The following is a 20,666-nucleotide window of genomic DNA, read 5'->3' on the forward strand; positions in this document are numbered from 1 at the left end:
TTTAAACCTCCACCCGTGCGGTCCTCCACTGGCTCTTACACCAGCTTCAACCTGCCCATGGATAGATCACTTAGTTTCGGGTCTGCAGCAACTAACTATTCGCACGTTAACACTCGCTTTCGCTACGGCTTCGGGTTTCCTTAACCTCGCTAGTCACCACAACTCGCAGGCTCATTATGCAAAAGGCAGTCCATCACCCTGATAAATCATAGGGCTCTGAATGATTGTAGGCAGATGGTTTCAGGTTCTATTTCACTCCGCTCACCGCGGTTCTTTTCACCTTTCCCTCACGGTACTGGTTCACTATCGATCCTGGAGTAGTATTTAGCCTTGGAAGGTGGTCCTCCCATATTCAGTCAGGGTTCCACGTGTCCCGACCTACTCGAATAAAGTCTAATTAGTTTTCGTATACGGGACTTTCACCCTCTTTGGTCAAGCATTCCAGCTTATTCTACTAACACCTTAAACTCTTTAGGGCTAATCCCATTTCGCTCGCCGCTACTTTGGGAATCTCGGTTGATTTCTTTTCCTATAGGTACTGAGATGTTTCACTTCCCTACGTTCGCTCTCTCGAAAGAGTAACATGCGTCACCACATGCTGGGTTGCCCCATTCGGAAATCCAGGGATCAATGCTTCTTGGCAGCTCCCCCTGGCTTATCGCAGCCTAGTACGTCCTTCATCGCCTCTCCTGGTCAAGGCATCCACCATCTGCCCTTAGATTAATTTATTTAATTCTAAGGTACTACCTTATTAAATGCAATCTGAGTCATTTTTACATGATTCATCTTTATCTAATAAAAGTATGCTTTTTTATGAGTTTGCACATGAAAGATTATCATTTCTGATAATTTTCTGTTAAATTGTAATTTGTTTATGATATATGAAGTAATTCATTTACCATGCAACATTACGTTAGACTCTTAACAATAATAAGTTAAAAAACATTTAGGTAAAACCTAATACAAATTCTTATCTCAAGAACTTGTATTAAGTCTTTTCTCTCATCTATCTCTAGATGGTGGAGAATAACGGGATCGAACCGATGACCTCCTGCGTGCAAAGCAGGCGCTCTCCCAGCTGAGCTAATTCCCCATGTCAAGTCAAAGACCTTAATGATCTCAGACAACCAAACATAAGCTTGGTAAACAATCCAACGCTATCTGATGTTGAACTGATGTCTTGTGAGAGACATCAGTTGTATACTCTTGAAAGGAGGTGATCCAACCGCAGGTTCTCCTACGGTTACCTTGTTACGACTTCACCCCAGTCGCTGATTCCACCGTGGAGGGTAGCCAGTTTAGCTTCCCCGCTTCGGGTGAAATCAACTCCCATGGTGTGACGGGCGGTGAGTACAAGACCCGGGAACGTATTCACCGTAGCATGGCTGATCTACGATTACTAGTGATTCCAGCTTCATGCACTCGAGTTGCAGAGTACAATCCGAACTGAGAACAGGTTTATAGATTTGCTCCACCTCGCGGTATCGCGTCTCATTGTCCTGCCCATTGTAGCACGTGTGTCGCCCTAGCCGTAAGGGCCATGATGACTTGACGTCGTCCTCACCTTCCTCCTCCTTGCGAAGGCAGTCTCACTAGAGTCCTCGGCCGAACCGTTAGTAACTAGTGACGAGGGTTGCGCTCGTTGCGGGACTTAACCCAACATCTCACGACACGAGCTGACGACAGCCGTGCAGCACCTGTTTTCAAGTTCCCCGAAGGGCACCACTCTATCTCTAAAGTGTTCTATCAATGTCAAGGCTAGGTAAGGTTCTTCGCGTATCTTCGAATTAAACCACATGCTCCACCACTTGTGCGGGTCCCCGTCTATTCCTTTGAGTTTTAATCTTGCGACCGTACTCCCCAGGCGGAATGTTTAATGTGTTAACTGCATCACCGAAATGACTAGCATCCCGACGACTAACATTCATCGTTTAGGGCGTGGACTACCAGGGTATCTAATCCTGTTTGCTCCCCACGCTTTCGCGCCTCAGCGTCAGTACTGTTCCAGAAGATCGCCTTCGCTTTTGGTATTCCTAGTTATCTCTACGGATTTTACCCCTACACAACTAATTCCATCTTCCCCTCCCAGACTCTAGTTTGACAGTTTTGGATGCAGTTCTACGGTTGAGCCGTAGGCTTTCACATCCAACTTATCAAACCGCCTGCGCGCGCTTTACGCCCAGTGATTCCGAGTAACGCTTGCACCCTCCGTATTACCGCGGCTGCTGGCACGGAGTTAGCCGGTGCTTATTCATATAGTACCGTCATTATCTTCCTATATAAAAGGAGTTTACACACCGAAATGCGTCATCCTCCACGCGGCGTTGCTGCATCAGGGTTTCCCCCATTGTGCAATATTCCCCACTGCTGCCTCCCGTAGGAGTCTGGACCGTGTCTCAGTTCCAGTGTGGCTGATCATCCTCTCAGACCAGCTAGGCGTCATCGTCTTGGTGAGCCATTACCTCACCAACTAACTGATACCATATAGCCCGATCCCTTGGCGAAAAAACATTTCCCAACTATCATTAAGATAGAAGGAGTATGAGGTATTAATCACCGTTTCCAGTGGCTATCCCTCTCCAAGGGGCACATTAGCTATACATTACTCACCCGTCCGCCACTCGTCAGCCAGAAGCAAGCTTCTGCTGTTACCGTTCGACTTGCATGTGTTAAGCACGCCGCCAGCGTTCACTCTGAGCCAGGATCAAACTCTCCATTAAAAATGAATGGCTTGAACCATTGTCAAAGAATCACTTAACTATTTCTAATTAAGTTTAACTCTTTTATCACCTTTTTATTAAAAGGTGCAAAAATTAAATCTCAAATAGACGTTGATTTGTTTACTTATATTTGGTTGTCAAAGATCATTCACTCGCACTCTCTCAACCCACTCGGTTAAGGTCTCTGTGTTTGTGGACGCGTATTATAGCACCGAATACCTTTGCTGTCAAGGGTTTTCTGTAATTTATTCGTTTTTTTTTGCTTTTGTTTAATTTACCGCTTTTTTCCTACTTTTAAGCTATATCTAATGAAACCCGAAGAACCAAACGTACAAGGAAAAAGGGAAGGAAGGAGAGGCTCTTCTGTAAAAGGGAGCCAGGAAGAGTAAACAGGGAGATTTACATTTTTGAACAAGGAGTAAATGAAACTCTTCAAGGCTGGCAACCTTTTCTAATACCATTATAAGTGATGGGAGTTAATGGGGAGTAAATCAAACATCAACGGATGGTAGTGATACGTGATACGGATCATGTCAGAGTTACGAGAGTAAGTCAAGTGTATTTCGATACTATTGCTTCGCGTAGGGTGCGTAATCACGTACCAAATAGGAAATAGGAGTGAGCAGTGAGCAGTGAGCAGTGAGCAGTGAGCAGTGAGCAGTGAGCATCATGGCAGGGATTTGAGAGGATGTCAAGTAAAAAGAATAAATAGAATAGAATAGAAATAAAGAGTGATTGTTTTGATTGAACTTATAATGAAATGAATGTGTGATTGAATAAAAAAAGAAAGAAACTCAAAGTGGCAGCGACCTACGTTTCCACAAGCGTAGCCTGCAGTATCATCGGCGATGGGAGGCTTAACTTCCAGGTTCGGAATGGAGCTGGGTGTGACCCTCCCTCTAACCCCACCACAAAGAGAAAGAAATACATCGTAATGTACTTGTTTCTCTTTGCTCTAAAGAGCTTTGAGAGCTTAACATTGTTAAGAGTCTAAAGAATGCGTAAATTACAATCGGTTGCAATCTTACTAAGTTTGCACTTAATAAGGTAGTACCCGTAGTTGAATAAAATAAAAACGAACGATCTATTAGTACTGGTCAGCTAAATGACTCTCATCACTTACACACCCAGCCTATCAACGCAGTAGTCTTCTGCGGATCTTCAGGGATGATTCATCTTGGAGTTGGCTTCCCGCTTAGATGCTTTCAGCGGTTATCACATCCGAACATAGCTACCCAGCGATGCCCTTGGCAGGACAACTGGTACACCAGTGGTTCGTTCAACCCGGTCCTCTCGTACTAGGGTCAACTCTCCTCAATCATCCAACGCCCACGGCAGATAGGGACCGAACTGTCTCACGACGTTCTGAACCCAGCTCGCGTACCGCTTTAAATGGCGAACAGCCATACCCTTGGGACCTGCTTCAGCCCCAGGATGCGATGAGCCGACATCGAGGTGCCAAACCTCCCCGTCGATGTGAGCTCTTGGGGGAGATCAGCCTGTTATCCCCGGCGTACCTTTTATCCTTTGAGCGATGGCCCTTCCACACAGAACCACCGGATCACTATGACCGACTTTCGTCTCTGCTCGACATGTACGTCTCGCAGTTAAGCTGGCTTGTACCATTATACTCTACGATGGATTTCCAACCCATCTGAGCCAACCTTTGTAAGCCTCCGTTACTTTTTAGGAGGCGACCGCCCCAGTCAAACTACCCACCAGACATTGTCCTCCGTCAGGATAACTGACGCAAGTTAGCAATCAGAATATATAAGGGTGGTATCTCAAGGATGGCTCATCATCAGCTGGCGCCGATGAATCAAAGCCTCCCACCTATCCTGCACAAATATATCCCAATTGCAGTGTCAAGCTGTAGTAAAGGTGCACGGGGTCTTTCCGTCTTGCCGCGGGTAGGAGGAATTTTCACCTCCACTACAATTTCACTGGATCCCTGGTTGAGACAGCTCCCATCTCGTTACGCCATTCATGCAGGTCGGTATTTAACCGACAAGGAATTTCGCTACCTTAGGACCGTTATAGTTACGGCCGCCGTTTACTTGGGCTTCGATCAAGAGCTTCGCACGAATGCTAACCCCATCAATTAACCTTCAAGCACCGGGCAGGCGTCACACCTTATACATCCTCTTACGAGTTAGCAAAGTGCTGTGTTTTTGATAAACAGTCGGGAGGGACTCTTTGTTGCAACCTCTCTCGCTTTCTGGAGCAAGTCCATATACAAGAGTAGGCACACCTTATTCCGAAGTTACGGTGCTAGTTTGCAGAGTTCCTTAACCAGGGTTCTTCCACGCGCCTTAGAATACTCATCTCACCCACCTGTGTCGGTTTACGGTACGGGCAACTATTAATATACTTAGAGGCTTTTCTCGGCACGACGGTATCAACGATTCTGAATCTTCTCCGAAGAGCGTCATCAGCCTGTCAGGTCTCGGAAACAGCCGGCGGATTTTCCTATCCAGCTTACCTACACCCTTCGACCCACTATTCCATCAGTGAGCTCGTTTAACCCTATGCGTCCCCCCATCGCGCTTAATAGTTGGTATTGGAATATTAACCAATTTGCCATCGTCTACCCCTTTCGGACTCGACTTAGGACCCGACTAACCCTACATTGACGAGCATCGTGTAGGAACCCTTGGGTTTTCGGCGAACAGGATTCTCACCTGTTTTATCGCTACTCATGCCTGCATGCTCACTTCTAGCCGCTCCACCACTCCTTACCGGTATGGCTTCAATGCTGACTAGAACGCTCTCCTACCACTTACACTAGTGTGTAAATCTACAGCTTCGGTGTCTATTTTAGCCCCGTTATATTTTCGGCGCAGAATCGCTAGACCAGTGAGCTGTTACGCTTTCTTTAAAGGATGGCTGCTTCTAAGCCAACCTCCTGGTTGTCTAAGCAACTCCACATCCTTTTCCACTTAAATAGAACTTTGGGACCTTAGCTGGTAGTCTGGGCTGTTTCCCTTTCGACCTAGGATTTTATCACCCTATGCCTGACTGCCATGAATTCATATATGGTATTCGGAGTTTGACTGGGTTTGGTACCTTGGTGTAGGCCCTAGCCCAATCAGTGCTCTACCCCCATATACTTCGAACATGACGCTATACCTAAATATATTTCGGAGAGAACCAGCTATCACTAAGTTTGATTGGCCTTTCACCCCTATCCACAGGTCATCGGAGGAGTTTTAAACCTCCACCCGTGCGGTCCTCCACTGGCTCTTACACCAGCTTCAACCTGCCCATGGATAGATCACTTAGTTTCGGGTCTGCAGCAACTAACTATTCGCACGTTAACACTCGCTTTCGCTACGGCTTCGGGTTTCCTTAACCTCGCTAGTCACCACAACTCGCAGGCTCATTATGCAAAAGGCAGTCCATCACCCTGATAAATCATAGGGCTCTGAATGATTGTAGGCAGATGGTTTCAGGTTCTATTTCACTCCGCTCACCGCGGTTCTTTTCACCTTTCCCTCACGGTACTGGTTCACTATCGATCCTGGAGTAGTATTTAGCCTTGGAAGGTGGTCCTCCCATATTCAGTCAGGGTTCCACGTGTCCCGACCTACTCGAATAAAGTCTAATTAGTTTTCGTATACGGGACTTTCACCCTCTTTGGTCTAGCATTCCAGCTAATTCTACTAACACCTTAAACTCTTTAGGGCTAATCCCATTTCGCTCGCCGCTACTTTGGGAATCTCGGTTGATTTCTTTTCCTATAGGTACTGAGATGTTTCACTTCCCTACGTTCGCTCTCTCGAAAGAGTAACATGCGTCACCACATGCTGGGTTGCCCCATTCGGAAATCCAGGGATCAATGCTTCTTGGCAGCTCCCCCTGGCTTATCGCAGCCTAGTACGTCCTTCATCGCCTCTCCTGGTCAAGGCATCCACCATCTGCCCTTAGATTAATTTATTTAATTCTAAGGTACTACCTTATTAAATGCAATCTGAGTCATTTTTACATGATTCATCTTTATCTAATAAAAGTATGCTTTTTTATGAGTTTGCACATGAAAGATTATCATTTCTGATAATTTTCTGTTAAATTGTAATTTGTTTATGATATATGAAGTAATTCATTTACCATGCAACATTACGTTAGACTCTTAACAATAATAAGTTAAAAAACATTTAGGTAAAACCTAATACAAATTCTTATCTCAAGAACTTGTATTAAGTCTTTTCTCTCATCTATCTCTAGATGGTGGAGAATAACGGGATCGAACCGATGACCTCCTGCGTGCAAAGCAGGCGCTCTCCCAGCTGAGCTAATTCCCCAACTATTATTTTCTTCTTGATGCTAAGCAAAGCTCATCATCAATTCATCTCACTAAAGCTTTCACTCTGTGAAAGAAAATTACTAGTAATTTTATGTCAAAGACCTTAATGATCTCAGACAACCAAACATAAGCTTGGTAAACAATCCAACGCTATCTGATGTTGAACTGATGTCTTGTGAGAGACATCAGTTGTATACTCTTGAAAGGAGGTGATCCAACCGCAGGTTCTCCTACGGTTACCTTGTTACGACTTCACCCCAGTCGCTGATTCCACCGTGGAGGGTAGCCAGTTTAGCTTCCCCGCTTCGGGTGAAATCAACTCCCATGGTGTGACGGGCGGTGAGTACAAGACCCGGGAACGTATTCACCGTAGCATGGCTGATCTACGATTACTAGTGATTCCAGCTTCATGCACTCGAGTTGCAGAGTACAATCCGAACTGAGAACAGGTTTATAGATTTGCTCCACCTCGCGGTATCGCGTCTCATTGTCCTGCCCATTGTAGCACGTGTGTCGCCCTAGCCGTAAGGGCCATGATGACTTGACGTCGTCCTCACCTTCCTCCTCCTTGCGAAGGCAGTCTCACTAGAGTCCTCGGCCGAACCGTTAGTAACTAGTGACGAGGGTTGCGCTCGTTGCGGGACTTAACCCAACATCTCACGACACGAGCTGACGACAGCCGTGCAGCACCTGTTTTCAAGTTCCCCGAAGGGCACCACTCTATCTCTAAAGTGTTCTATCAATGTCAAGGCTAGGTAAGGTTCTTCGCGTATCTTCGAATTAAACCACATGCTCCACCACTTGTGCGGGTCCCCGTCTATTCCTTTGAGTTTTAATCTTGCGACCGTACTCCCCAGGCGGAATGTTTAATGTGTTAACTGCATCACCGAAATGACTAGCATCCCGACGACTAACATTCATCGTTTAGGGCGTGGACTACCAGGGTATCTAATCCTGTTTGCTCCCCACGCTTTCGCGCCTCAGCGTCAGTACTGTTCCAGAAGATCGCCTTCGCTTTTGGTATTCCTAGTTATCTCTACGGATTTTACCCCTACACAACTAATTCCATCTTCCCCTCCCAGACTCTAGTTTGACAGTTTTGGATGCAGTTCTACGGTTGAGCCGTAGGCTTTCACATCCAACTTATCAAACCGCCTGCGCGCGCTTTACGCCCAGTGATTCCGAGTAACGCTTGCACCCTCCGTATTACCGCGGCTGCTGGCACGGAGTTAGCCGGTGCTTATTCATATAGTACCGTCATTATCTTCCTATATAAAAGGAGTTTACACACCGAAATGCGTCATCCTCCACGCGGCGTTGCTGCATCAGGGTTTCCCCCATTGTGCAATATTCCCCACTGCTGCCTCCCGTAGGAGTCTGGACCGTGTCTCAGTTCCAGTGTGGCTGATCATCCTCTCAGACCAGCTAGGCGTCATCGTCTTGGTGAGCCATTACCTCACCAACTAACTGATACCATATAGCCCGATCCCTTGGCGAAAAAACATTTCCCAACTATCATTAAGATAGAAGGAGTATGAGGTATTAATCACCGTTTCCAGTGGCTATCCCTCTCCAAGGGGCACATTAGCTATACATTACTCACCCGTCCGCCACTCGTCAGCCAGAAGCAAGCTTCTGCTGTTACCGTTCGACTTGCATGTGTTAAGCACGCCGCCAGCGTTCACTCTGAGCCAGGATCAAACTCTCCATTAAAAATGAATGGCTTGAACCATTGTCAAAGAATCACTTAACTATTTCTAATTAAGTTTAACTCTTTTATCACCTTTTTATTAAAAGGTGCAAAAATTAAATCTCAAATAGACGTTGATTTGTTTACTTATATTTGGTTGTCAAAGATCATTCACTCGCACTCTCTCAACCCACTCGGTTAAGGTCTCTGTGTTTGTGGACGCGTATTATAGCACCGAATACCTTTGCTGTCAAGGGTTTTCTGTAATTTATTCGTTTTTTTTTGCTTTTGTTTAAAATTTTATTTTTACTTACATTATATATGGAAATTTAGCCATTTTTTTGATGGATTAAATTGTTCTTTTATCATCAGCTATACTTTATTATCAAGTCAGTTAAAATGATAAAAATATCAGGATCATTACAGCGAAAAAATGAGGAAAAAATAAAGAGGAAAATTAGAAAAAAGGAATGGACATGAGTTTTCACTCACGTCCGAGATACTAAAAGCAAAAAGTGCTAGATTAGATCTCTTCAGCCATTGGCACATCGTAAAGGATGTCATCCATTGGGTGTCTATACATAGGCATAGCAAGTCTCTTCTCATCAAGTACGTGACCGATGAATCCGATAGATCTACCTACGATGAAGAATGCATTCAGTGTACCTGAAGAGATGAACTCATCAATCTCAGTTTCAGAGTAACCAAGTGCTCTCCACATATCTACCATCAAGATACCGATTGTACCGTCAACGTTCAGAATGAGGTTCTCTTTCTTAGACGTAGTCAATGCTTCTACTGTTCTTGCATAGTCAAGAAGTGGTGTTGCAGGGAAATTCTCTGCAGCGTAATCCATCAAACCTTTCACACGTAGGTCAGGGTTTTTCAATGACTTGATTCTGTGACCGATACCCGGGATTGGCACACCTTCACTTTTCATATAGCTCAAGAACTCTTTTGGTGAAAGGTTGTTGTCATCTGCATACTTGAAGTACTGCGCTGCACCGTCAATCGCACCACCGAATCTTGGACCGATAGTAAGAAGACCGGTTACCAATGACTCAACCACTGATTTACCAGCTCTTGCAGTTACTTTCGCATTGTGTGCACCAGATACTGCCGGACCATGGTCAGCAACAGTTTTGATCACAGTTTCGATAAAGTCTGTAGCCCATTTCGGATACTGTTTTTTGAACCAAAGAAGTGAAATAACATCACCGATACCTTTTCCAGTGCTTGGAAGCGCTACAGAAGAGATAGGGAATCCAGCGTAAGTCGCTTCTTCACCTCTGTCATCAGAGATCGTACAGATGAACTGCTTGCTTCTTCTTACTTTTGGAACGATGTTGATCTCAGGCTCTGGGATCGGAGCAAGGTTAAGAGACTCATATACTTCTCTGATCTTCGCCGGAAGGTCATTGAATGTTTCAGGTACATGGATACCTGCTTCTGCCATCGCTTTGTTTTTCGCTTCAGCAGTCTCTCTCTCAGCATTTGCAGATGCACCTGCATGACCGAATTGTACACCACTGCTGTAGTGTTTTGCAATCGTACCGATACACCATGCGATGATTGGCTTAGTGATTCTACCGTCTTTTACCGCCTCGATCACTTTGTACTCTTCTGTACCACCAACTTCACCAAGAAGGATCATATACTTCACTTCCGGGTTGTCTTGCATTCTAAGAAGGTTATCGATAAATACAGAACCAACGAATCTGTCACCACCGATCGCAACACCTTCAGCAATACCGTCAGCATTGATAGCGATAATGTTAGAAAGTTCGTTGAAAAGACCACCGGATCTTGTTACAAGACCACATGAACCAGCTCTGTGAAGCTTAGAGTTTACGATGTTCTCGATCGTACCACCAACGTTTGCGATCTTAAATGCACCCGGAGCGATACCACCAACTGTAGCAGGCCCGATTACAGTAACACCTGCATCTCTTGCAGCTTGGTTCATTTTTCTAGCAAGTCTTTCAGGGATACCTTCTGCTGTGATCATAATCGTGTTGAATCCACCGATCTCTAGTGCTTCTGTTGTTACATCATAAGCCGTTCTGAATGATGCAAAGTTCAAAAGAACGTCAGCTTGAGGTTGAGCAGCTTTTGCTTCTGCTGTATTCTTGTAAAGTGGGATCATGATCTCATCACCACCCCAGAAGAACTTGTCAAACTTGTTACCACTTGTCGGAGCAACGATACCCGCTACTGAAGGTTTCTCTCTTTTGATTGTGTAATCATAGTCAAGCATTCTTTGGATTGCGGAACGGTTGTTGTTCCAGAAAATTGCTTGTGTATCTTTTGTAAATAATTGTGCCATCTTCTCTCCTTATGCCTCTACTGCCATTCTTACAATGTCAGTTACGTGTGTTTCCGGTCCATATACATCGATCCATAGACCAAGTCTGTCTGCAGCTTCTTTGATATCTTTAAGACCTTTTTCGTAGTTTGGTCCACCACGTCTAACGTAGATCTTCACACCCACTTCTTTCATCTTCTCTGCATACGCTTCAAATGCCTGGATGATACCTGTAAATGTTTTTGCAACATCTGTAAAGTTAGCGATTGCACCACCGATGATAAGGATCTTATCTCTACCTTGTGCATCTTTCTCTCTTGTCATAAGGTCAAGTAGTGTCTCAGCATAGAACTTTGTCTCACCTGTTGTCGGACCACCAGAGTACTCACCGTAGTTCGCAAGGTCATCGATACCTGCAAGGTCAGCGATCGTATCAGCATATACCACTGATGCACCACCACCGGCAACCATTGTCCAGATACGTGCATCAGGCTTAAGGAGTGTAAGCTTCAAAGACGCACCTGTTTTTGCATCTGCTTCTTCAACAGCAAGTACTTCAGGAGACTTCTCTTCCATACCGAATGCAGTCGGGTACTCAACATCACCCCATGCATCTACCATCATAAATCCTGCAGTGTCATCAAGTTTTGCAACCATATCAAGAAGTTCGATCTTGTTCCCTTGCATTACAAACGGGTTGATCTCAAGGTAAGCGAAGTTAAGCTCTCTGTATGCTCTGAAGAAACCGATTGCGAATTCTGCAAAACTTGCTTTATCTTTTTCAGCTACATCTGCAGGTACGTTTGCTCTGATCTTCTCAGCAATCTCTTCTTCGCTCTCAGTGATTTTGAAAGCGACCTCAGTTACTTTCTCTTCCCAGCCCTCTTCTACTTCCATACCACCTTCAGCTGACATGTAAAGCATATCTTCATCACCAACACATGTTGCAGAGATATAGTACTCTTCTGCTTGCTCATGCGGAGTGAACGGCTCTACTACAAAGTGAGTCAAGTAGTCTACTGATGGCTCACCTGCAGGTGTATCACCGTCAAATGCAAAGTATACCTCTTGCTTGTCATTTGCTTTCTCATCGATCCATGCCGCAGCTTTTTCAAGTTTTACATCACCAGGCTTTTGGTCTCTAAAAAGTACCAGACCATTCTTACCTCTTTTACCGAACAGCATATCCGGTTTAGCAACCAATGCTTTTTCGTTAAGCCATGCTTTCTCTTTCGCAGCTTCTCTCAACTCTGATCCATTCTGAACCATCACTGTTTCGTAAGCATAAGTGAAATTTGGGAAATATTTATCCCAGTGCTTAGCCAAAATCGACTTTGCGTCGTATTCTCTAATCGCCTTTTGAGCCATACGAGTTCTCCTTTTATTAAGTTCACATTAGTCTAGCATTAGATAGTTTTAACTTTCGTTTAGCTAATCATTTCCATAAGAATAAAAAAAATAATGTGTATAATAGAAACAGTTTTTTGACTGATGTTTTTACTTTTTGTTACAAACTGGCATATGATAGTACTGAAACTGATACGATTCGCTCCGTTGTGGTGGATTATAACACTCAATCCCCGCTGCTTTGAGTTCTTGTACCTTGTCATAAGGTCCATAGATACGTTTTGCGAAGTGCTTATCACTCAAGCCTGTCCGATAATAGCTCACCTTATGTGTCATAATCACCAGTGCATTCAATATCAGTGTAAATAGAATAAAATAAGCCCCCATTCTGTAAGGCTTTTGAAACTGTGGCAGCCGTACACGCATACTATGATTGAATACAGAAATCATCAACGGAACAGCGATCATCATATAGGGAGCAAAATCAGTAATATGAATCTTCTGTCTCAGTGATAACAAGAGAGAAAACGCCAGTGCGGTAAAAGAGATATACCAAAGTAACGTTTTTTTACCTCTGAGCAGTATGCGATAGAGTGCATAGAAAAAATAGAGAAATAGAAAAGGTGAAAAGAGTGTCGCATAGAGGCCGAATATCTCCAAAAAATGTCCTGAAGGCCTACCGCCGATCACTATCCCTTTTGCCAGATAGATAAATGCCAATAAAAATGCCAAAGAGACAATCGACAAAGCTTTATCTTTCTGCGCCACTGCATATAAAAGTACGGCTATAAAGAAAATGATCGAGGCTTCATGGATAAAGAAGAGTATCAGCATCAAAAACGGAAGGCTCCAGAAGTACCCCTTCTCATACATTAATACAAACAGTAAAACAACCGGTAGAACAATAATAGCAATATTGGCCAGCATGGTTCCTGTCAAGATACCGGGTAAGAGCATAAATATGAAAGTAGCTAAATAGGTATCCTCGGGTTTTGAACATACTCTTTTGCTCAATTGATAAAAAAGGATGATACTCAGAAAACCTGCGGAGATGAAAAAGAGTCGTAAGCCAAAGAGAGTGTCACTAATTCCCTCTCCCCACTTCATCAAAAGAGTGACAAGTGTATCAGCAGTAAATAAGGTTTTGGCTTCATGCGGGCTGATAGGCGTTGTGGCTGCCAGATAAAACACTACTATGGCATAAAAAAATGCAATCGTCCAAAAATAGTGTTTTTTCATTCTGAATTTATAATTTCAAAAAATTATCCAGCATTTTATGTCCATGCTCACTCATAATGGACTCAGGGTGAAACTGTACACCGTAAATCGGTTTATCTTTGATCTGCAGGGACATAATCTCCTCATCATCGACACTATGTGACGTAGCGACGATATTATCAGGCAAATTCTCTTTGTTGACTGTCAATGAGTGGTAACGTGTCGCTCTGAACTCTTCGGGCAGTGTCTTAAAGATAGGTGTGGTGGCATCGATATGCACCTGTGAGGTCTTTCCATGCATCATATGCTTTGAGCGGATCACTTCCCCGCCATATGCCTGTGCGATACTCTGATGCCCAAGACAGATACCGAAGATCGGCGTAGTATCTCCAAACGCCTTGATCACATCCAGTGTCACTCCTGCATCATTAGGGGTGGAAGGTCCGGGAGAGAGAATGATCTTCTCAGGGTTAAGTGCCTTGATCTCATCAATAGTAAGTTCGTCGTTACGGATCACTTTCAGGTCTGCACCCAACTCTTTACAATACTGCACAATATTGTAAGTAAAGCTGTCGTAGTTGTCTATCATTAATACCATTTTCTATCCTATCGTTTCAAATCTACTGTCCAAAAGAAGTCTATCCATGCGGTCGCTTCATTGACATACCAATTTGGTGCTATTTTAGCACTTTTTCTATAAAAGAGCGCGGCGGTTAAAAATGTAATTTCAGGGTATCTCTCACGCATAACCTGCAATACCTCGGTCAATGCATCCCCACTATCGACGATATCATCCAGGACCAAAACAGTTTTTGCTGATTTGAGATCGGGAATATTAAATACCTCTACACGCTCTTTTTTCCGGGTATCCTCATAACCGATGGTATTGACACTATAGACCTCGCGCATATCGTAATACTCGCCAAAGAGGTGGGCCATGGTCATTCCGCCTCTTGCAATGCAGAGTATTGCGTCAAACTCCTTATCAATCTTTGAGGCCAATAGTTTCAGATCATCTCTGAAGTCACTATAAGGGTAGTAGAGCCTATTCATGGATTTTTAACTCATTATAGAGGCTGTCACGCTCTACCGGAGTGAAACCTGTATTTTTGATCATAGAGATAAACTCTTCGAGTTGCATCCCTTTCGCACTGTCTGCCCCTGCAGCCGCCTGAATCGACTCTTTTTCGATCGTCCCGTCCAGATCATCCGCACCGAACTCCTGGGCTATCAAAGCAAGGTTGATCGAAGCGGTCACCCAGTAGGCTTTGATGTGTGGGATATTATCCAGCATGATACGGCTGATCGCATAGGTTTTCAATACCTCCTGGCCTGTAGGAAAGTTACAGTTTTTCAGATAGTTATTCTCTCTTTGGTAAACAAGCGGGATAAAGGCATTGAATCCCCCTGTCCTGTCCTGAAGATCACGAAGACGGATCATATGGTCGATACGATGCGCACGTGTCTCTACATGACCAAAAAGCATTGTGGCATTACTCTCTCTGCCTTTTTCATGCCATTTCTGATGGATCTCCAGCCACTGCTCTGAGGTCACCTTGCCTTTACATAGATACTCACGTACCTCCTCGTCAAATATCTCCGCACCGCCGCCGGGCATAGAGTCGACCCCGTTCTCGATCATCAGATCAAGCACCTCATCATAGCTCAACCCATACTCTCTATGCAGAAAATCAACCTCGGCAGCAGTCATCGCTTTGACATGCAGTTCCGGATGGGCCTCTTTGATCTTTCTAAATGACCCCATATACCACTCCAAACCGGCATCCGGATTGTGTGCTGAAACGATATGGATCTCCTTAGCCCCGTTCTTGACCGCATTTGCAGCGATCTCAAGCATCTCTTCATGGCTCATCGTATAAGGGTTGGGGTTTTTTCGGGTAGCAGAATAGGCACAGAACTTACAGACATCTGCACAGATATTGGTCGGATTTAGATGGCGGTTGATATTGAAATAACTCTTTTTACCGTACTTTTCCTGTCTTATCGCATCTGCCAGGTCACCCAGGGTATAGAGATCAAGCTCATACAGTGCTTCCCCCTCTTCCTGGGTTAATCTCTCTTTGTTTTTTACTTTTTTTATCAATGCTTCTTTTTGCAATTCCGTCATAGGCTTTCCATCATTTCCCACACCCTCAATCGCTTAATATTTCATCATCTTCTACTTGGGTGCGGTAATAGTTTCTGGTATTATACCACTAAAAGATTAGGGAGTGAAAAGTGGATAATCTCAAAGCCCAGGTCGAAGAGCTTATTTATCATAATGCCGAGGATTTCAAGATCGCCAAAGTGCTCAAAGCCGATATTCAGCACTATCTTGAAAACCTTGAAGAGACCTTCCGTACCTCTGGGGGTAAAGATTTTTTAGTCAAACATACCCGTAAAATAGACTGCATGCTTCAACTTGTCTACAAGGTTGCGCTGCGTGCAATGTTCGGGAACTACGCGCCGATGAAAAACTCCCTGCCTGTTGCACTGGTCGCACTGGGCAGTTATGGGCGGGAACAGCTCTGTGTCCGTTCGGATATCGACCTGATGATCGTCTATAAGGATATTCCCGGCTATAACACACAGGCCTTTATCGAAAAGATCCTCTATATCCTGTGGGACACGGGGTTGAAACTCGGTCACCGGGTACATACAACAGACGAGCTCCTGGAGGTTTCAAAAACAGACATTACCATCAAAACCGCACTGATCGAATCACGCTTTATCGAGGGGTCAAACTTTATCTGGACTGCCACGCAAAATGCACTTCAAAAAATACGGCATGATAACATAGAGGGATTCATACGGGAGAAGCTGCAGGAGCAGAAAGATAAACACCGTAAGTACCCTCTCACGATGGAACCTAACCTCAAAGAGGGTGTAGGCGGATTCCGTGATGCGAACCTGATCTTCTGGATCGGAAAGATACTCTACAATGTTGACAGTATCAAAAACCTTCCGGAAGAGATCATTTCAGAAAAAGAGTACCGGTCCTTTCGTATCGCACTGGAATTTCTCTTCCGTGTACGTTCTGCACTCCACCTTGTGGCACATAAAAAAGAGGATCAACTCAGACTCGACCTTATCCCTCATGTTGCAGCACTGCTTGGATACGACCACTCTCCCAAAGAGCTCATGCGTTTTTCCAGAAAAGTGACAGAGAGTCTGAAGATCCTTCGTCTTTACAGTATGATCTGGCTGGAACTCCTAACAAGAGAGTTCCAAACCATCGATAAGGATAAGAACTATCTCTACCCGAAAGAGGGCAATGAAGATATCGCTTCACTTATAGAGCTGCTTGTAGAACATGCCGACCAGACATTTACGGCACACCCTACACTGCTTCAGGCCCTGGTCAATGCGACAAAGCCCGAACGCCTCAATAAAAAACTCTATCAAACCCTTGCAAAGCTCTTTTATCAACCGCATGTCTACCCTGTGCTCAAAACCTTCGCCTATGCCAGACAGCTAAGGTACCTGCTTCCCCCGCTGAAACGCGTGGTTGATCTTCCTCAATTTGACGGATACCATACCTATGCGGTAGATATCCACTCACTACAGTCCGTCAAACACCTGGAGAATATCAAAGAACCGTTCATTCAATCACTTTACAAAACTCTGGAGAGAGATGAGAAAGCCATGTTGAAACTGGTCACGCTGCTTCATGATGCCGGCAAAGGGCGTAAGCGGGATCACCATAATGTCGGTGCTTCACTCTTCAGGGTATTTGCTTCGAAACTGGGCATGAAAAACGAACTGATCGAGAGGGGAGAGACACTGATCCTCTATCATACGCTCATGTCCAAAGTGGCACAAAGGGAGGACCTGCATAACCATAAAGTCATCCTGAAGTTTGCTTCCCATTTCAAAAGCAAAAAAATGCTTGACCTTATCTATATCCTTACCTATGCGGATATGAGTGCCGTAGGTAAAGATGTCTACAGCTCTTTTGCCTCCAAACTGATCCATACACTCTACCTGCAGGCCCTGGATACGCTCGATCAGGAAAAACTGCTTGATGAAACAGCAAAACGGGTCAAAAAAGAGCATTCGCTCAAGCGCAGTCCCTACTTTCTTAAACTTACAAAGTCCCAGCAGAACAAAATACTGCTTATCCCCTCCAACCTGCTCTTTTTACGCTACACCCCAAAAAAGATCGTTGAGATCAGCAAAGAGGCATTTGATCTGGAGGAGTATACTTTTACACTTCAGAATAAAGAGCACCTGAGTATAGAGATTATCCGTAAGAGACCGATCAACCTGGGCTACCTTCTAGCCAAGCTCTCAAAACTGGAAATACGTCACATGGACATCTACAAGCTCTTTAATGATACAAAATACTTCAAGATAGATTTTGAGGAGAAAGTGGACCAGGATGAGCTTCATGCTATTGAAAAGATCATTCATGACTCTTTTGTCAAAACAGGAAGTCTCCTGACCAAAGTGCCTTTGATCAAACCTGAGGAGATAGAGATAGATTGTGAACACTCTCTTAACTACGGTGCACTGTACCTCAACTGTCTGAACCAGAGAGGACTGCTGGCGTATGTGACTGAAACCTTTGAAGCGTTAGGGATTGATATCCTTACCGCCAAAATACATACAATAAAAAATCGTGCCAAGGATATGTTTCTCATCGAAAAGAATGGAAACTTTTGTCATAATACCGAAACAATTATGAAGAAACTTACAGGGGATTGATCAATGTGCGGAATTGTCGGATACTTAGGGGTAAAAGAGAAGAAAGAGATACTGCTGGACGGACTTCAGGAACTCGAGTATAGAGGATATGACTCAGCAGGGATTGCTGTCATTAACGGGAAAAACCTGGATAGCTATAAAGCGATAGGAAAACTGGAAAACCTCAGAGAGAAGACCAAAACATTCCACTCTGACGGATTTGGTATCTCTATCGGTCATACACGTTGGGCCACACACGGCAAACCTACAGAGCTCAATGCACACCCCCATTTGGGCAGATACAGTTATGTGGTACATAACGGGATTATCGAAAACTACCAGGAGCTGAAAGAGGAGCTTATCTCTGAAGGCTTTAATTTTTTAAGCCAAACCGATACGGAGACGATCGTCCACCTTTATGAAAAATATTATGATCAAACAGAAGACCCCTTCAAAGCTTTTGAGCAGACTGTAAATCGTCTAGAGGGTGCCTATGCAACACTCCTTATCTCAGAAAGTGCGCCCGATACGATCTTTTTTGCCAAAAACGGTTCACCGATGCTGCTTGGATTTGACGGAGACGAGATCTACTTTGCCTCCTCAGATACACCGATCATCGGTAAGGCAACGGAAGTCTACTATCTTGAAGACGGGGAGTATGGTTATGCCAATGCGGGCAAACTAAAACTCTTCAATGCCAACGGGGAAAAAAGTTTTACAAAACAACCTCTGAAAGCGGATAAAGCACTGGCACAAAAAGACGGTTACCGTTTCTTTATGGAAAAAGAGATCTATGAACAGAGCCGTGTGATGAGTGAAACGATGATGGGACGTGTGCTTGATAACGGTATCGCGTTTGAAGAGTTGAACAGTGATTTTTTTGACGGAATCAACAGCATCAAGATCTGTGCCTGCGGTACCAGCTACCACTCCGCATTGGCTGCAGCTTATCTCTTCGAACGTATCGCAAAAGTACGCTGCGATATAGAGATCGCTTCAGAGTTCAGATACAAAGAGCCGCTGTTGACACAAGATACACTCTTTATCACGATCTCGCAAAGCGGTGAAACGGCTGATACCCTTGAAGCACTCAAGATGGCTAAGCGTGCAGGACTGAAGAGTCTGAGTATCTGTAATGTAGACAACTCCTCTATCGTCCGGGAGAGTGATGCCGCAATCCTCACCCGCGCAGGGATAGAGAAAGGAGTAGCGAGTACAAAAGCCTTTGCCACCCAGACGATGGTACTTTGGATGCTTGCACTTTATGTCGGTCAGCAAAAAAACACTATCCCAAAAGAAGTGTTAACAGCTGAGATCAATGCGATGCTTCACACGCCGAAAGCGCTGATCGTCACAGACAGCCTCCATGCAAAGCTGCACAGACTCTCAAAGCGTTACCTGCATGGGCATGGATTTTTCTTTATCGGGCGGGATATCTTCTACCCGCTCGCACTGGAAGGCGCCCTGAAACTCAAAGAGATCAGCTACCTGCATGCCGAGGGATATCCTGCAGGTGAGATGAAACACGGTCCGATCGCCCTGGCGGACAGTGAACTCTTTACGATCGCACTGATGCCGAAGAGTATGCACTATGAGAAGATCAAATCCAATGTCGAGGAGCTCAGTGCCAGAGATGCAACGATCTGTGCGATCTCACCGGAACCATTTGATCTCGCTGATGACTTTATCAAAACACATTATGATTCACACCCGATGCTGGAGTTCTTTGAGATGATGGTCGTCACACAGCTGCTCGCACTGGAGATCTCTGTAAGACTGGGGAATGATGTAGATATGCCAAGAAACCTGGCAAAGAGTGTCACGGTGGAATAAGCGTTTAGCGTTTAGCGTTTAGCGTTTAGCGTTTAGCGTTTAGCGTTTAGCGTTTAGCAAGATAATATTTTTACATCAGTATGTCAAGTGTTTTGAAAAAATATCCTCTATACTACGAGGAATTTGATTACATATACCTGTCAGCTATCGGTGGACTATCAATTCAATGATATGTATAATGTAGGTATACACCCCAAGGGCACTTCTTCCCTTACGGTCAGTGCACATTCTCACTCCCGAGAGTGGGAACAAGATTTTGGGTGAATTCATGATGCCCAGGGAAAATACCTTTGGGGATGCTATTCTTCTTCCGTTTTCATCTCAACCAATTCAGCCAGCAGCTCTTCGATCTCATCCTCATCCAGCTCATCGCGGTTAAGCTCTTCTACGATCGCAAAACACTCTGTACGCATCTCACGTAACTCCTCAAGATCCGCTTTTTGCTCTTTTGAAGCACTTTTGGCTTTATCGATCTGCTCAAAAAGCTCATCGATCGCTACTTCAAGATCAGGGATCACTTCCAGTTCCAAAAGGTTTTTCAGTTTTTCTGCTGATGTCATAGTC

9 protein-coding genes, 2 tRNA genes and 5 rRNA genes (1 of these 16 running past the window's edge) are annotated in these 20,666 nt (G+C 44.6%); 2 read left to right on the plus strand and 14 right to left on the minus strand.

Features of this window, described 5'->3' with window-relative positions:
• The 13 genes from AC4JOV_RS10360 to mqnE form a co-directional block, all read right to left on the minus strand.
• Positions 1 to 730, minus strand: a 23S ribosomal RNA gene (locus tag AC4JOV_RS10360); it reaches 2,142 nt to the left of the window's first position.
• A gap of 287 nt (positions 731 to 1,017) precedes the next feature.
• Positions 1,018 to 1,093 (minus strand) — tRNA-Ala (locus AC4JOV_RS10365).
• A gap of 116 nt (positions 1,094 to 1,209) precedes the next feature.
• Positions 1,210 to 2,720 (minus strand): 16S ribosomal RNA (locus tag AC4JOV_RS10370).
• A 797-nt stretch (positions 2,721 to 3,517) separates the two neighbouring features.
• Positions 3,518 to 3,633, minus strand: a 5S ribosomal RNA gene (gene rrf / locus AC4JOV_RS10375).
• Positions 3,634 to 3,786: 153 nt separating this feature from the next.
• A 23S ribosomal RNA gene (locus tag AC4JOV_RS10380) occupies positions 3,787 to 6,658 on the minus strand.
• Between the two features lie 287 nt (positions 6,659 to 6,945).
• Positions 6,946 to 7,021: transfer RNA gene (locus AC4JOV_RS10385), tRNA-Ala, on the minus strand.
• Positions 7,022 to 7,225: 204 nt separating this feature from the next.
• Positions 7,226 to 8,736: ribosomal RNA gene (locus AC4JOV_RS10390) — 16S ribosomal RNA — on the minus strand.
• The 16S, 23S and 5S rRNA genes sit together here with 2 tRNA genes alongside, the layout of an rRNA operon.
• Positions 8,737 to 9,236: 500 nt before the next feature.
• Positions 9,237 to 11,039 (minus strand): citrate/2-methylcitrate synthase, encoded by a 1,803-nt coding sequence (locus tag AC4JOV_RS10395; RefSeq protein ID WP_229937660.1) that lies wholly within the window; start codon positions 11,037 to 11,039, stop codon positions 9,237 to 9,239.
• 9 nt (positions 11,040 to 11,048) lie between these two features.
• Positions 11,049 to 12,386, minus strand: coding sequence for an ATP citrate lyase citrate-binding domain-containing protein (locus AC4JOV_RS10400; protein WP_229937659.1), 1,338 nt, complete (start codon positions 12,384 to 12,386; stop codon positions 11,049 to 11,051).
• Between the two features lie 129 nt (positions 12,387 to 12,515).
• Positions 12,516 to 13,604 carry a hypothetical protein gene (locus AC4JOV_RS10405; RefSeq protein WP_229937658.1) on the minus strand — a complete coding sequence of 363 codons (1,089 nt, stop codon included), beginning with the start codon at positions 13,602 to 13,604 and terminating at the stop codon, positions 12,516 to 12,518.
• A 7-nt stretch (positions 13,605 to 13,611) separates the two neighbouring features.
• Complete coding sequence (locus AC4JOV_RS10410; RefSeq protein WP_229937657.1) at positions 13,612 to 14,181, minus strand: anthranilate synthase component II; 570 nt, start codon at positions 14,179 to 14,181, stop codon at positions 13,612 to 13,614.
• 8 nt (positions 14,182 to 14,189) lie between these two features.
• Positions 14,190 to 14,636, minus strand: coding sequence for a phosphoribosyltransferase (locus tag AC4JOV_RS10415; RefSeq protein ID WP_229937656.1), 447 nt, complete (start codon positions 14,634 to 14,636; stop codon positions 14,190 to 14,192).
• Positions 14,629 to 15,711 carry an aminofutalosine synthase MqnE gene (gene mqnE, locus AC4JOV_RS10420; RefSeq protein WP_229937655.1) on the minus strand — a complete coding sequence of 361 codons (1,083 nt, stop codon included), beginning with the start codon at positions 15,709 to 15,711 and terminating at the stop codon, positions 14,629 to 14,631. The genes AC4JOV_RS10415 and mqnE overlap by 8 nt, the downstream gene beginning before the upstream one ends.
• Positions 15,712 to 15,821: 110 nt before the next feature.
• Here mqnE and AC4JOV_RS10425 point away from each other — a divergent pair, with 110 nt between their 5' ends.
• A complete protein-coding gene (locus tag AC4JOV_RS10425) occupies positions 15,822 to 18,290 on the plus strand; it encodes a [protein-PII] uridylyltransferase family protein (protein WP_229937654.1) in 2,469 nt (822 codons plus the stop codon).
• A 3-nt stretch (positions 18,291 to 18,293) separates the two neighbouring features.
• On the plus strand, positions 18,294 to 20,102 hold the full coding sequence (gene glmS, locus AC4JOV_RS10430; RefSeq protein ID WP_229937653.1) for a glutamine--fructose-6-phosphate transaminase (isomerizing): 1,809 nt from the start codon (positions 18,294 to 18,296) through the stop codon (positions 20,100 to 20,102).
• A gap of 299 nt (positions 20,103 to 20,401) precedes the next feature.
• Here the strand turns inward: glmS and AC4JOV_RS10435 are convergent, their stop codons facing one another.
• Positions 20,402 to 20,662, minus strand: coding sequence for a restriction endonuclease subunit S domain-containing protein (locus AC4JOV_RS10435; RefSeq protein ID WP_229937652.1), 261 nt, complete (start codon positions 20,660 to 20,662; stop codon positions 20,402 to 20,404).
• Between the last annotated feature and the right edge of the window lie 4 nt (positions 20,663 to 20,666).

The sequence above is a fragment of the Sulfurovum sp. MH2-6 genome (assembly GCF_058374785.1).